This window comes from Paenibacillus sp. FSL H8-0175 (assembly GCF_045040615.1).
Classification (GTDB): Bacteria; Bacillota; Bacilli; order Paenibacillales; family Paenibacillaceae; genus Paenibacillus_AQ; species Paenibacillus_AQ odorifer.
In genome coordinates this window covers 2,490,723-2,504,044 of sequence record NZ_CP150299.1, presented here as the reverse complement: position 1 = coordinate 2,504,044, position 13,322 = coordinate 2,490,723, and the positions used below count along the sequence as shown (strand labels likewise).

At 41.9% G+C, this 13,322-nt stretch carries 16 protein-coding genes; 4 read left to right on the top strand and 12 right to left on the bottom strand.

Translation table 11 applies throughout. The annotated features are described in order from the left end of the window. Positions 1-91 precede the first annotated feature (91 nt). The 11 genes from MHH46_RS10770 to MHH46_RS10720 form a co-directional block, all read right to left on the bottom strand. A complete protein-coding gene (locus MHH46_RS10770) occupies positions 92-682 on the bottom strand; it encodes a TetR family transcriptional regulator (protein WP_076195024.1) in 591 nt (196 codons plus the stop codon). A 454-nt stretch (positions 683-1,136) separates the two neighbouring features. Further along, positions 1,137-2,066: an alpha/beta hydrolase gene (locus MHH46_RS10765; RefSeq protein ID WP_081383122.1), complete on the bottom strand. Its 930-nt coding sequence runs from the start codon at positions 2,064-2,066 to the stop codon at positions 1,137-1,139. 68 nt (positions 2,067-2,134) lie between these two features. Beyond that, entirely contained in the window at positions 2,135-2,542 is a 408-nt protein-coding gene (locus tag MHH46_RS10760; protein WP_076195026.1) for a MerR family transcriptional regulator, read from the bottom strand. A gap of 186 nt (positions 2,543-2,728) precedes the next feature. Further along, positions 2,729-3,154, bottom strand: a complete 426-nt coding sequence (locus MHH46_RS10755) for a DinB family protein (protein ID WP_076195028.1) — start codon at positions 3,152-3,154, stop codon at positions 2,729-2,731. A gap of 3 nt (positions 3,155-3,157) precedes the next feature. Further along, complete coding sequence (locus MHH46_RS10750) at positions 3,158-3,685, bottom strand: HugZ family protein (RefSeq protein WP_076195030.1); 528 nt, start codon at positions 3,683-3,685, stop codon at positions 3,158-3,160. A 44-nt stretch (positions 3,686-3,729) separates the two neighbouring features. Beyond that, complete coding sequence (locus tag MHH46_RS10745) at positions 3,730-4,509, bottom strand: ABC transporter ATP-binding protein (RefSeq protein WP_076129974.1); 780 nt, start codon at positions 4,507-4,509, stop codon at positions 3,730-3,732. 1 nt (position 4,510) lies between these two features. After that, positions 4,511-5,500, bottom strand: a complete 990-nt coding sequence (locus tag MHH46_RS10740) for an iron ABC transporter permease (protein ID WP_051491618.1) — start codon at positions 5,498-5,500, stop codon at positions 4,511-4,513. A 16-nt stretch (positions 5,501-5,516) separates the two neighbouring features. After that, a complete protein-coding gene (locus MHH46_RS10735) occupies positions 5,517-6,554 on the bottom strand; it encodes an ABC transporter substrate-binding protein (protein WP_081387992.1) in 1,038 nt (345 codons plus the stop codon). A gap of 232 nt (positions 6,555-6,786) precedes the next feature. Further along, positions 6,787-7,338, bottom strand: coding sequence for a GNAT family N-acetyltransferase (locus MHH46_RS10730; protein WP_076195032.1), 552 nt, complete (start codon positions 7,336-7,338; stop codon positions 6,787-6,789). A 25-nt stretch (positions 7,339-7,363) separates the two neighbouring features. Next, positions 7,364-8,065, bottom strand: a complete 702-nt coding sequence (locus MHH46_RS10725) for a hypothetical protein (protein ID WP_076195034.1) — start codon at positions 8,063-8,065, stop codon at positions 7,364-7,366. A gap of 196 nt (positions 8,066-8,261) precedes the next feature. Beyond that, complete coding sequence (locus tag MHH46_RS10720; RefSeq protein ID WP_076129971.1) at positions 8,262-8,633, bottom strand: hypothetical protein; 372 nt, start codon at positions 8,631-8,633, stop codon at positions 8,262-8,264. A gap of 166 nt (positions 8,634-8,799) precedes the next feature. On the opposite strand from MHH46_RS10720, the gene MHH46_RS10715 reads away from it, so the two are divergent. Continuing rightward, positions 8,800-10,047 carry a S8 family peptidase gene (locus tag MHH46_RS10715; RefSeq protein WP_076195036.1) on the top strand — a complete coding sequence of 416 codons (1,248 nt, stop codon included), beginning with the start codon at positions 8,800-8,802 and terminating at the stop codon, positions 10,045-10,047. On the opposite strand, the gene MHH46_RS10710 is transcribed toward MHH46_RS10715, so the two are convergent. After that, positions 10,039-10,848 carry a trans-aconitate 2-methyltransferase gene (locus MHH46_RS10710; RefSeq protein WP_076129969.1) on the bottom strand — a complete coding sequence of 270 codons (810 nt, stop codon included), beginning with the start codon at positions 10,846-10,848 and terminating at the stop codon, positions 10,039-10,041. The two genes, MHH46_RS10715 and MHH46_RS10710, sit on opposite strands and share 9 nt — an antisense overlap. Positions 10,849-11,047: 199 nt before the next feature. On the opposite strand from MHH46_RS10710, the gene MHH46_RS10705 reads away from it, so the two are divergent. Genes MHH46_RS10705 through MHH46_RS10695 form a run of 3 tightly spaced genes read left to right on the top strand, consistent with a single transcriptional unit; the run spans position 11,048 to position 12,989 of the window. Then, the gene (locus MHH46_RS10705; RefSeq protein WP_076195038.1) at positions 11,048-11,419 is read left to right on the top strand and encodes a GntR family transcriptional regulator; all 372 of its coding nucleotides are present in this window, start codon (positions 11,048-11,050) and stop codon (positions 11,417-11,419) included. Further along, complete coding sequence (locus MHH46_RS10700) at positions 11,416-12,306, top strand: ABC transporter ATP-binding protein (protein ID WP_076186440.1); 891 nt, start codon at positions 11,416-11,418, stop codon at positions 12,304-12,306. Before MHH46_RS10705 ends, MHH46_RS10700 begins: the two co-directional genes overlap by 4 nt. After that, complete coding sequence (locus MHH46_RS10695; RefSeq protein WP_076129967.1) at positions 12,306-12,989, top strand: hypothetical protein; 684 nt, start codon at positions 12,306-12,308, stop codon at positions 12,987-12,989. The genes MHH46_RS10700 and MHH46_RS10695 overlap by 1 nt, the downstream gene beginning before the upstream one ends. The last annotated feature ends 333 nt before the right edge of the window (positions 12,990-13,322 follow it).

Sequence of the window (13,322 nt, the reverse complement as noted above, 5' to 3'; positions counted from 1 at the left end):
GTTAGTCGCTCAATTCAATCAAATCCACGGGATTTATACCTCTTTAAGACACAAAAAAACCTCCTGAATATCAGAAGGTTTTAAGTAGATGTTACAAAGAAATCCCGGAAATAATCAAATCCCAAACGGAGGCGAAATCCTGATCAATCGTAGCCGACTGCCACTCTATAGCATGTGCTGGATGATGATACCGCGAAGTAGCATTAAAAATTGCTCTAGCCGTTACCACTGGTTCCACCACTCTATACTCTTTGGATTGTATGCCTTGTTCAATAATGCCTGCGATTTGCCCAATTAATTGATCTACGTGTAGGGTAATCATATCCACCGCTTCTAAAGTTACAGCTGCGTACATAGCAAACATTTCGGCATCATCCACAGCATAGGTGCGTTTACTACGAATCAGCGTGTCCATCCATAATCGGAGCTGCTCTTTGGCATTCCCATCAAAATGCTCTGAAATATTCTTTAAAGGCTCTGAAATATTATACTGCAACCATCTTTCGGTTACGGCTTCTCGCAAAGCAGATTTACTGGAAAAATGTCTATACAACGTACCATGACTTACTTTAAGCACCTTCGCTACATCTACAACAGAAGTCTTGTCCGGGCCAAAACGCCGGAGCACTTGTTCAGCCGCGTCCAAAATGTTTTCTTTTGATAATGGAAGATCATTCGACATATGTATTCCCCTCGCTCTATCTCTGGTGGTAATTATCATAGCATATTATGTTCAAAAACGAACTGACAATATTACCACTTTGTCATTCGTTAAATCATTATCAGTATATACTCGCACCCAATTATTAAACTTAAGTCCCAGTTTAGTATCTTATTCTCTGTAGCCCCCGTACTACATGAATTCGGACTGAGGAGCCCTTATTTTCAGAAATCACCGTAATTCGCCATGCTATCGGACTCCAATGCAGCTATTCACCCAATTCCCCACCTTTTCGGCATTCTAATGTGCTAATAAGAGCTATGCAGTCCGAAAAGTTAGTCAAACGCGCCAAATTGAGCAAATAGCTGCAATACGGTCCGTTACGATGAAGAAGCCCAGTATCTAGCAATCCACCTTCTGCTAACCTACGATTTCACCAAAAAACCTCCTTGATCTCTCAAGAAGGCGGGGAATATCAGCTGCTTTTTTGCTCAATCCGATCTAACCTCGTCCTAACAAACTTACCGACATTCGCAATCGCTTGCTGCGCCTCTGGCAGCATATAAGCTAAAAAGTGAAAGACACTCCACATGTTCTCCCATATTTCCAGTTCTACATGAACATCCGCAGCTTGTGCTCGTTCAGCCAACCTCGTTGCATCACTTAACAATACCTCGTGGTCGCCTACTTGAACAAGTAAATCAGGTAATCCCTGCAAATCCAACCTTAAGGGAGATAATATAGGAGCTAGTTCTGTCCGAGCACCTAAATAAACATCAATTATTCGTTTATTTCCGTCTATGCTGCCTGTTGGATCAAACTCCGCTCGGCTCAGATACGATTCACCATCCAAATGGACGAGATCTGTATGCGGCGAGATTAAAAAAGCACCCGCCGGCAATTCCCCACCCGCATCCCGTATAGTAATCAACGTCATCAGCGCAAGGCTGGCTCCAACAGAATCCCCTCCAAGCACGACATTCCCGGCAGAATATCCATTCGCGAGCAGCCACAGATAAGCGTCTATACAATCTTCATTAGCAGCCGGATAAGTAAACTCTGGTGCCAAGCGATATTCAATGATTAGGATCTTCGTGCCACTAGATTTTGCAATTCGTGTAACCAGATCCCGATAAAATTCACAAGTCCCCGAAATAAAACCCCCACCGTGGAAATAAAGGATCACTTCATCAGCGGGTGGAGCAGAATTCACAGGAATAATCCACTCTCCGCTTAAGGGTCCAATCATGACCCGCTCGACGATAACATCCGTAGGACTGGGCATGTTCGCAGCCGTCGCATCCATCTCCTGCCGTATTTGCCCGATAGACTTGCTATCCCATCGGTTGCTTTGTCGCAAATAATCTTTGATCGCTGCAAGCTGCTCTGTACTTGTCTTTTCCATCTCGTAAATCCCTCCTACAATTTTTTTCAACTCAGATTGTAAAGGCTGTAGGAGACTACAAGGTCAAGTTAAGAATCCATTTTTAGGATTTCGAGCGTGGACTGTACGCCTGGATGTTTATCTGTGGTTAACAAATTTTTTCTCAAATCTGCGAGGGCTGTTAGTTTTATTTCCTGTTTTGCAATTTCGCCACGAACTCGATCCATTTTCTTATCCACAACAGTTACAAAATCAGCTATGCTAATGCCGCTGCTTTCAGATTTAGTGAGTGCCTTCTTGATTTCCTTTAAAGTGAAACCACACAGTTTAGCATTATGTATAAAAACAAGTCGGCTAAGCACCTCATCCGAATAAAGACGATAACCAGCTTCCGAACGTAAGGGAGTGCTAATTAATCCGAGCTCTTCATAATATCTTAACGTCTCCATATTCACATTCGCCATTTTGGCAATTTGGCCTCGCAAGTACTCTGTCATAATCAGCGCCCCCTTAGAATCCCCTACATTATACCAAATCCAGAGACTGCAGAGGACATCAAAAGGACATCAAAGGGACATCAAAAGAACGTCAACAACTACCCAAACTCCTTTTTAAAAACTCCTTATTTACGCACAAAAAAAACGACATTTCTGCCGTTTTCTCATCAATCATTTCCCAATTCACTATACTTCACTTCGAACTGCATTTTTCTGTATAAGCGAAATCTGTCCGGCATGAATGCCTGTATGATACATAAGTCTGCCTATCGCTTCAAGCGGTGTAGATGTGCCAAAAGCCGACTCCACACTCACATGCCACGCTTCTTCCGGAAGCTCCTGCATCGCAGCAGTTAGATTCTCATTGGAAACAGTCAGCAGATCAACGAGTTCATTCAATGTAGAATATGCCGCCTTGTCGCCTTGAGGATTAGGTCTTCCAAAAAACCACTCTGCGAACATAAACTCAACTTCTGCATTATGCTGAATTAATCCCCCAATTGTAGAGTTCCCTAGCTTAAGGTTAAGATCTTCTTCCGGCAAAGCCTTCACGATTTTATGAAATCGCGTTTGCACCGCTTGCCAGATTGGCAACACTGAAGTGAAAGTCATAGATTATTTGCTCCCTTGTACAGTGGCTTCTTCGTCTTTTTTCTTGTCGATCACCACATGGTTGAACAGGTTCGCATCTACGTCGATGTCAAAGGCCAAGCCAAAACCAACAACATAACGCCCTTGGAGAGGGGTCAATTCAAACAATGAAAAATCCAATCCACGCAGCAAATTCACCATTGCAACCCCATGATCAGCATTAAACAATTCAAAGATCTCCTCATACCCGTCATTCCCGATATTGCTTGATGTGCAATTCCACCGCACACGTTCCGTTGCAAATTTATTATTCGTCGCAGACTCATCTGCAATTAGAAGCGCATCTACAAAATCGTTATTTTCCATATATCTGTAATGCTCGGCGATCTTACTAATGTAGATATACAGCTTGCCTTCATGCTTAACAAAAGGAGCATAGCTGATAAAAGGTTTTCCTTCGTCATCAATCAAGCTCAAAATCAGATTTTTACGATTCGCAATAAATTGCAAATAGTTTTCTTTATTTTTTTCAACATCTACAGGCTTCTTCATTATAAAATCCCTCCATTAATAGGTTATGTAATCTAGCCACGAATCTAGCGAACGGTACTTAGCAAATGAATACGAGGTTTCGTCTCTGTAGGAACATATTGAACTTCGGCATCCATTCGGTATATATCCCGGATCATATCGGTGGTCATAACTTCATTTGGTGTCCCATACATCGCTTTTTCACCCGCCTGCACCACAACAATACTATCACTATAGGTAGAGGCTTGATTGAGGTCATGCAACACCATCACGACGGTCATCCCCATGTCTTGATTTAGCTCACGTACTAACTCAAGAACTTCATGCTGATGCGAAATATCCAAGTAAGTGGTCGGTTCGTCAAGCAACATAACCAAAGGACGCTGCGCCAAGGCCATAGCAATCCAAGCACGCTGTGATTCACCACCGGATAACGAGGAAACGGCTCGATCCTTATAATCCTTTAAATGTGTCTTCTCCAGTGCCCAGTCGACAATGTCCATATCCTCATGATTTAATTTTTCGAACCATTTTTTATGTGGATACCTTCCATAGGAGACGAGATCGATCACAGTCATATCATTAGGTGCTTGGTTCTTCTGGCTCAGCATACACATTTTTCGAGCGACTTGTTTGGCAGTCATAGACTTTAGATCCGTACCCTCGAGTGTGACCGCACCCGTATGATATGGAATTAGCCGTGATACCGCCTTAAGCAATGTAGATTTACCTGAGCCGTTTGGTCCTATAATCGAGACGATTTCACCCTTTTTTACGGAAAAAGAGAAGTTGTTAATAATGTTTTTCTGCTCATACCGAATCGAAATAGAATCGACAGTAAACATGTTAGAACGCCTTCTTTCTCATCAGGTATAGAAAATAAGGTCCACCGATCACCGCCATAAGGATACCCGCAGGAATATCTAAAGGTGCAAATAGGGTACGTCCACCTGTATCTGCTATCAACAATACCAATGCACCAAGTCCCATACTCATCGGCAAAAGAAATTTATAGTCTGAACCCACCAACAATCGAGCCATATGTGGCACAACAAGCCCTACAAAGCCAATCATCCCAATAGCCGCTACAGAGATAGCCGCTAGAAATACTGCCAGCAAGGAAAGTAGAATACGAATTCGGTCCACATTTTCACCTAAATTCGAAGCTACCTGATCCCCTAAACGTATTATATTCGCCTTGCGGATCGCGAAAAAGGATAAGATCCAGCCTGCTATGGCATACGGGAAAACCATCATCAAGGCATTGTTCCCTTTAGCAGCCAGACTGCCGTTTAACCATTGGACCGCTGCCGGAAGTCTGTCGCTGTACATGATGGTCAGGAGTCCTATTAATCCCCCGCAAAGAGCATTCACAGCAACTCCTGATAAAATAATAGTGATGGGCGAAATACCGGTTCTTCTCCACGCTAATGCATATACAATCCCTGCAGCAATTAGTCCACCCACAAAAGCCGCAATTGGAATGAACTCCGTATATTGTGGAGCTGCAAGCATAATGACAAGCACACATGCAGCCGCTCCACTCGTTACACCGGTCAATCCTGGATCAGCAAGTGGGTTGCCCATCACGGCTTGCAGAAGAGCACCCGAAACCGCGATATTTGCCCCAATGATCATCGCCAGTAATACACGCGGCAAACGAATATCCCATATGATGGTCGCATTCACCGCTTTTGCCGCTGAACCAAAGATCGTGCTTAGGATGTCTGGTATAGGAATGTATACTGAGCCTAGTCCAATCGCAATTATAGCGGCAACGAGCGCAAGTGCTAACGTTACAATAACAATAATTCTGCTACGAGATGTATTTATCACTTGCTGTCTCCTTTAATTATTCATAGAAGTATTTTGCAATTTCGGTTAAGGCTGTCTCCGCGTTAATAATCGAAGTGACACCGAATACGCTGTAATCTAGAATGTTGATTTTGTTATTTGCATAAGCCGAAAGCTTTGTCCAAGTTTCATTTTTCTCTATTTCTTTTTTGAACTTATCCTCAGTCGCTCCGTGATCGCCTGAAGCGAGTACGAGAATGATGTCTGGATCAGCGGCTACAATGTTCTCCATATTGATAGGTGAGTAAGTGTCAGTAACTTGCAATACAGAAGTTGCGATGTTATCAGCACCAAGCTTTTTAACCAAGCTACCTAAATAAGATTTCTCACTCATAACCATAAAGGAATCTGCGGTTCCGATTACTAGCAGCACGCTTGGCAGTTCTTTGCCTTCGGCTAATTGACTCAGCTCATTTTCTTTGTTCAAAATCTTAGTTAAAGCAGCATTCATTTCATCTTTTTTATTAAAATAAGTGCCTAATACTTTGAGACTAAGCTTTAGATCCTCAAATGATTCTGTTCTCAAATATGCTTTTTGTAGGTCGATTCCTTCTAGCGATTTGTCCAACGTGCTGCGAAGAGATTCCGCTCCCAGCAGCAAGTCTGGTTCGAGTTTGGTTACTACCTCCAGATCCGGCGCCATAGGTGATCCAATACGATCAATTGTTTCGAAATCAGCAGGGATTGGATTCGTTGAAGTTGGTACACCTACCGGTGTTATGCCGAGCAAATAAAGCATTTCTGTTAACGGCACAGAAGTTGTTACAATACGCTCCGGGACTGTGGCTGGGAATTGGCTTAACGCTTCGTTGAACAACGCTTCATCCACACCATCATTCTCCAGACTGTACACCTTGCCGGCAGCTTCCGCTGTATTTGCTACTTCTGTTGTTTTTGCTGCATTTGCTTCTTTCGATTCATTAGCAGTTGTATTCGTTACCGCTTCATTTTTTGGATTGTCCGCTGTATTTGTAGACGAACATGCAGTCATTGCCGTAAGCGCTGCAATAACCAGTAGTACTAATATTTTTTTCAAAATCTATCCCTCCAAATATGTATATTTATACGTCCCATATAGTGATAATGATTTTCATTTTCACTCATCGATTCCTATGATAATCGTTATCAATGAGAAGTGTCAAGAATTTTATTTTAATTTTAAATAAGAAGGAATTTCATTATTGTCCGTTGAAGCAGACTAGCATTTCTAATAAAAAAGCCACGCCCTATGGGCGTGACTTCAAATAGTGGTGCATGAAATCCAAGCGTTAGTTAGTAACTCCCGAATTTAATATCCCATAATGAATAAGGTCTACAAACTCATTCTCTTTATAAATATGCTGTAACAAAACGCCTTCTTTCAGCATGCCAGATTTTTGCATAACCCGTCCCGAACCAGGATTTGAAGCAAAGAATCTGGCGTACACTTTGTGATAATGTTTTTCTGTAAAAGCAAAATTAATGACCGCTTTTGTTGCTTCTGTAGCATATCCATTACCCCAGTGTTCCTCGCCTATCCAATATCCAAGCTCGCCGTTTCTGTGTGTCCGGTTATTTCTCAAACCTATAGCACCATACAGTTCGTTTGTATTTTTATCAGTAATAGCGAATTCATATGAATTATCATTATTGAACTCAACTTCATGTGTTTCAATCCATGATAATGCACAATCAATAGGGTATGGATAAGGTAGAGTTAATGTACTTTTGTAAACATTATAATTATTGCAGAGCTCACTGACACGCTGTGCATCAGACAATGCAAAAGGTCTTAAAATCAATCTTTCAGTAGTAATTGTTCTCTTCTCTGAATTGTACAATGGTGTCCCCCCGTTAAACTAAATATTATAAAACAAATACAAGCCAGATAAACAGAAAACTTGGCCACCACTGCTTGCCCGCTTTCACAAACAGCCAGCCAAATACCAAAGAAAAAGCAGTAATATACAAGCCGCTTTGCAGACCATGCGTCAAATGACCTAATCCCCAAGTCAGCATTAAACCTATTCCCCCATAAGGAAGAGAAGGATTCTTAAACCATACTTCTCCTGCACGCTGCATTAGTGCAACCAATAGTACAACTAGTACAGCTTCCACAATGTAATATATGTTTTGAACCAAGGCAACCCATATGCCCATAAAACCATGTTCTAACTTGAAGTTTTCATATTCCCTATAAATCTGTGGAATGCTCTCCCCATTAATCCAAAATTCCAACACAGCGAACAAAAAGCTTGATATAAAAGCTACAATTAACAAAGGAATGACCTTAGAGCTCCAACACAAAGATATAACCTGTCCAATCAACTTCCTCTTCCTGAACCAAAGTAGAAACATCATAGCTCCTACTGCCCACAATAGGGCAACTATGCTCCAATGAACAACTAGTACGTACCAAGGGCTGACAAAAAAGTCGTCTATATTAAACAAATCCCCCCATAACCATTGATCTAATCCCATGATGAACATATCCATTCCTAACATTAAAAATATAAGCAGTCCTAATAAAAAATATTGAATACCTGATATATTCCCTTTTTCTTTCACGAAACCTCTCACCCGCCTTATATATTGTCCATTTTTGTACTATATTCCCAAAATTATGATGCTGAAAGTATGGCATCCCCCCATTCTGTTTGTCTGTAACAAATCACTCACTTGAATCAAAGTTAGAAAAATAAAAAAACAGCATGCATCGATATAAAATCGACGCATGCTGTTTACTTGACCTGGCTTGTCCAAACTAGAATCTAGCCACAAAAAATTCGCGGTCTGCGGGAACGTTAAAACTTCTTATAGTAGCTCCACTCTCATCTCTCAAAGTGAGAAGATAAGGTACCGATGTTAAGGTACTAATTGTTGGGAATCTAACTACACCAAATTCGTCAAAATCAGCAGTAACCGTTGTAGTTCCAGCTCTCAATGAAGCTGTCCACCCCGTAGTATCTTTAGGTGTACCCGTTGCATTTGTACCAATAGCAACAACAATAAATCTATCCAGAGTCTGTCTAATTCTACGTTTCTTTCTTGTAGGAGCTGCTTTCGCTTTTTTAGCCGCGAGAACTTTGCTAGCCATAACTGCTTTCTTGTTAACTGGTTTTTTAATAATTGCCATTTACTTCACCACTTTCTTTTTAGGATACGTTAGTAAATGCAAGAATCGTAAGGTTTGACCTCTCTTTCACCTACAAATCTGAAAATATGTTAAACCCTAGTTTCATAGTTTCGTGTCCACTAGCTCTGCAGTGCATATAATACCTTCAAGAGGTGATTCATTACTAATGAACGGTCAAAAATGGCTAGAGCAATATCATTCGAAAATGCACCATTCCTTGAGAAAAAGAGTTCAACGTTCCTATCTTCCAGGGCATAAAGCGAATACCATTCCAGTTATTATTAAATTCAAACAAAAAATAACTTCAGCCCAGCTACAGTCTTTACAAAAGCATTTAAAATCCCACGACCTTCCGATCAGACATCATCTTCACCTGCTCAATTCGATATCATCCAAAGTTTCAAAGAACTGCCTGAACCGGATGTGCCGCTGGGATGGAATCGAAAAAATTTATTTGGATCAAGTCAAAAAAACATCCCTTAATATAGCGACACCATCCATTGGTTCTACAACCGCCCAAAAGAAAAAGGGGCTTACCGGAAAAGGCATCAACATTGCTATTCTTGATACAGGGGTGTATCGGCACCCTGACCTGTTTCGCCCTGTTAACCGTATAGTTGCTTTTAAAGATTTTATCAATCATAGAAAACAGCCCTATGACGATAACGGCCATGGAACTCATATCGCAGGGGATGCAGCAGGCAACGGATGGATGAGTAAAGGAAAATACAAAAGCCCTGCTCCAGAGGCAGGGATAGTAGGTGTCAAAGTACTAGATAAAAATGGCGATGGATATGACTCCACAATCATTAAAGGAATTGAATGGTGTATTGCGAATCGGAGAAGACTTAATCTTCGTATTCTTTCGATGTCATTCGGGGGTAAGGTGAATCTTCCTTGTTCAGATGATCCACTCTGCCAAGCTGTAGAAAAAGCAATTAAAGCCGGACTTAACGTTGTAATAGCTGCTGGAAACAGCGGCCCGGGACGCAGTACGATCGAATCTCCAGGGATTAGTCCTTCAGCAATTACTGTCGGTGCAGTGGATGACCGTCGCACGCTCACACAAGCGGACGACCGAATCACTTGGTTCTCCAGTCGCGGACCCGCACCGGGAGGAAGGAAGAAACCAGATCTCGTTGCTCCAGGCGAGACGATCATCTCCCTTCGTGCTCCACGATCCAAGCTGGATCGCGAGCTTCCTTATTTGCGGATAGCTAAAGATTACTTTGTGCTGTCCGGTACCAGTGTCTCAACACCTATCGTCTCGGGTGTGATCGCGCAATTACTCCAGAAGAACCCTTCTCTTACGCCTAAGCAAGTAAAATCCATACTAAAAAAGAACACGTATCGCCTTAAACTAAGTCCTAACACAGCAGGATGCGGTGAGATCAATGCGCGGTTTTTATCGTAAATCCGCTTCTTTTTTAAAGGCAGTAATGACGGAAACCGACAGGTCCTCTGTAAATACACCTGTAGGTTCTATTTCTAATAAAGCTGATTTCATATCATCTTCAAAACGTTCTAAGTTATCTCTAAATAATCGCTTAGAAGCATAAGACGTAGAATACAAATTTCCTAGTATCGAATCAACAGTCCAAGTGATGGAATAACTCGGTAATACCTGTCTTTTAACGTCTTTAAAACTGGATCGCTTTACAACATCCTCATGTCTTTCTTGGGGATGTTTATATGTACTTTTTCCGGCTATTCTTTCGTCACCCAACCAGCGTTTCACTACTTCCTCTACCTTTTGTTGCCAAGGTAACGGTTCTTGTTGTTCATTAAAAGTATCAATTACAGCAATACCACCGTTATCATCTAAACTATGATAGAGAACTTCAAGTATGGATTCTCGGTCCATCCAGTGAAACGCCTTAGCCATCATGATGAGACGAAAGGAACCCCAGTCATTGAATAGTTCTTCCGCTCTCCCCTGTTGCCAGCTAACATTCTCAACCCTGTTGTACTGTGATAACAGCTTTGCTTCATCTAGCATCTCTAGTTCAGTATCTACGCCAATGATTTCTTCGAACCAATCCGTAAACCTTAGCGCTAACTGCCCAGTACCACAACCTAAGTCCAGCAACCGGCCCTCTCCGTGAAGTGAGAATTTGTCCACTAGATATCGAATCAGTGAGGACGGATATAGCGGGCGATATCTGGTGTAATAGCTTGCAGTATCTTTGAACAGATCCGGACCATAATCATTCATAGCTGAACTCCCCCTTCTTTTTTACCAAGGACAAAATCATAGCAGATATGTTGTGCAAATAAAAGGCTATCCAGAGCATTCTGGGCAGCCTTTATTTATGTGGATACAGCCCAAAATAATTAAAAATATTGACAATTAACTTCGTTGCATATATGGTTAATTACATAACTAACTAACCAATGAAGTTGGCGGTGAATACATGGGAAACTTAATGGATGATACACGACCGATATTTATGCAGATCGCCGAACGAATAGAAAATGACATCATCGAAGAAACACTGCTGGAGGAGTCACAAGTTCCTTCGACAAATCAGTTTGCTGTTTTCTACCAGATCAATCCGGCTACGGCTGCGAAAGGTGTGAATTTGCTTGTGGATCAAGGGATATTGTACAAAAAACGAGGAATCGGTATGTTTGTAGCTTCTGGAGCGCGTGCAGTATTGATGGAGAAGAGAAAAGAACAATTTTATGAACAGTATGTAGTAACCATGATCAGTGAAGCTGAAAAATTAGGAATTACGTTGGATCAATTAACAATTATGATTCAGAGGGGAGACAACAAGTCATGAATGAAGTTGTTGAAATCAAAGGATTGACTAAGTCATACGGAAATGTCACTGCCATCCATGAACTCAGTTTTTCATTGGAGAAAAACAAGATATACGGGCTTCTCGGCAGAAACGGTGCAGGAAAAACCACAATAATGCATATGATCACAGCTCAGCTTTTCCCCACAAGTGGTGTCCTGAACGTATTTGGTGAACATCCATACGAGAATAACCGGGTTCTCAGGCAGATTTGCTTCATTAAGGAAAGCCAAAGGTATCCGGACACGTACCGAATCATCGATGTACTGGAGGTATCCGAATTATTTTTTCCAAACTTTGATCGGGAATATGCTCACTCTTTAATCAAGGATTTCAATCTGCCATTAAAAAGAAGAATAAAAAAGCTATCCCGAGGTATGCTCTCGGCTGTAGGAATTGTAGTAGGTCTAGCCAGCCGTGCTCCGCTTACCATTTTTGACGAACCCTATTTAGGACTTGATGCTGTAGCTAGAAGCCTGTTTTACGATCGCCTAATTGAAGATTATGCTGAAAATCCACGCACAGTTGTTTTGTCCACCCATTTGATCGATGAGGTAAGTCAGCTTTTAGAGCATGTTATCGTCATCGACAACGGCAAGCTAATTATTAACGAAGATGCTGAAGCCCTTCGCGGGCAAGCTGTTACGGTAATCGGCGCGACAGCGAAGATCGAAGATTTTATCGCCGGCAAACAAGTCATTTCCCGCGAGTCTTTTGGCGGATTGCTTACAGCCACCATTATCGGTTTCAACGCGAAAGATCACGCACATGCTGAAAAGTTAGGCTTAGAAATCTCACCTGTATCTTTACAGCAATTAATCGTTCATCTCACAAATAAAAAATCTCTAGGAAAGGAAGTGACCGTGTAATGAATCCTACGGCAGGCATGATAAAAATGCATTTCAGAGATAAGTGGTTATGGTTGTATATGCCTTGGGTAATCTTGTTATCCAGCTTCTTGGTGAATGTCATCGTCGCTTCTTTCATCCAAGAACCAATCTATACCGGCGGTCTCGTCTCCATCTTCATTTATATGTTAATCACCGGTATACTCATTTTGGTGCAGACCTTCCCTTTTGCTCTGGGCTTAAGTCAACGCAGGACGGATTATTTCATAGGCACTTCCTTAATGGCTATTATAACTAGCGCCACCTACTCAATTCTCCTCTACCTGCTCGCAATCATTGAAAGCAGGCTCACGGGTGGCTGGGGTTTGGAACTACATTATTTTCATTTGCCCTTTTTAAATGATGGTAATGCCATAGAACAGCTGTGGATGTATTTTGTGCTCTTTCTTAATATGTTTTTTCTGGGGCTAATGATATCCAGTATCTTCCGGAGATTTGGCCGAAGCGGTTTGTTCATTTTCTCAGGGGCTATGTTTATCCTGTGCAGTCTCGGTGTATTATTAATGACCTATAATCAGTGGTGGGTAGACCTCTTCAACTGGTTTGCTGGATATACCGCATTTGAACTTGCTTTGTGGTCCATGCCTTTGACAGTTGTGTACGCTCTTTTATCGTTTTTGATGCTGCGTAGAGCAACAGTGTAATTCATTATCCTATAAAAAACAGGTGTGTCCCAAAAGCCATGCCGGGTGCACCTGTTTTCTTTCGTGTCTTAGACTTTGATCTAGACAACAAACTTTATTGGATTCGAGCATAGTTGCGCGTGCGATGGTGCTATCGGACCCAGCGGGGTGAGTAGCTTAAAAGCAAACGCAGTTCGCTATTGCAGGTAACGACGGGTCGAAACACAGATTAGTATTTCGCTAATCAGCGCGTGCGAAGGCTCTATCGGACCCAGCTAATCTTATTCGTGGCTTTAGAGCACATTTGGATTCCTAACGGACCCAGCTGACCTTATTCGTGGCTTTAGAGCACAT

What these genes read in the sequence shown, in the direction of transcription:
- MHH46_RS10715 (WP_076195036.1), top strand. Translation starts at nt 8,800, where the DNA reads ATGAACGGTCAAAAATGGCTAGAGCAATATCATTCGAAAATGCACCAT.
- MHH46_RS10760 (WP_076195026.1), bottom strand. Translation starts at nt 2,542, where the DNA reads ATGACAGAGTACTTGCGAGGCCAAATTGCCAAAATGGCGAATGTGAAT.
- MHH46_RS10745 (WP_076129974.1), bottom strand. Translation starts at nt 4,509, where the DNA reads ATGTTTACTGTCGATTCTATTTCGATTCGGTATGAGCAGAAAAACATT.
- MHH46_RS10695 (WP_076129967.1), top strand. Translation starts at nt 12,306, where the DNA reads ATGAATCCTACGGCAGGCATGATAAAAATGCATTTCAGAGATAAGTGG.
- MHH46_RS10750 (WP_076195030.1), bottom strand. Translation starts at nt 3,685, where the DNA reads ATGAAGAAGCCTGTAGATGTTGAAAAAAATAAAGAAAACTATTTGCAA.
- MHH46_RS10765 (WP_081383122.1), bottom strand. Translation starts at nt 2,066, where the DNA reads ATGGAAAAGACAAGTACAGAGCAGCTTGCAGCGATCAAAGATTATTTG.
- MHH46_RS10710 (WP_076129969.1), bottom strand. Translation starts at nt 10,848, where the DNA reads ATGAATGATTATGGTCCGGATCTGTTCAAAGATACTGCAAGCTATTAC.
- MHH46_RS10770 (WP_076195024.1), bottom strand. Translation starts at nt 682, where the DNA reads ATGTCGAATGATCTTCCATTATCAAAAGAAAACATTTTGGACGCGGCT.
- MHH46_RS10700 (WP_076186440.1), top strand. Translation starts at nt 11,416, where the DNA reads ATGAATGAAGTTGTTGAAATCAAAGGATTGACTAAGTCATACGGAAAT.
- MHH46_RS10705 (WP_076195038.1), top strand. Translation starts at nt 11,048, where the DNA reads ATGGGAAACTTAATGGATGATACACGACCGATATTTATGCAGATCGCC.
- MHH46_RS10720 (WP_076129971.1), bottom strand. Translation starts at nt 8,633, where the DNA reads ATGGCAATTATTAAAAAACCAGTTAACAAGAAAGCAGTTATGGCTAGC.
- MHH46_RS10755 (WP_076195028.1), bottom strand. Translation starts at nt 3,154, where the DNA reads ATGACTTTCACTTCAGTGTTGCCAATCTGGCAAGCGGTGCAAACGCGA.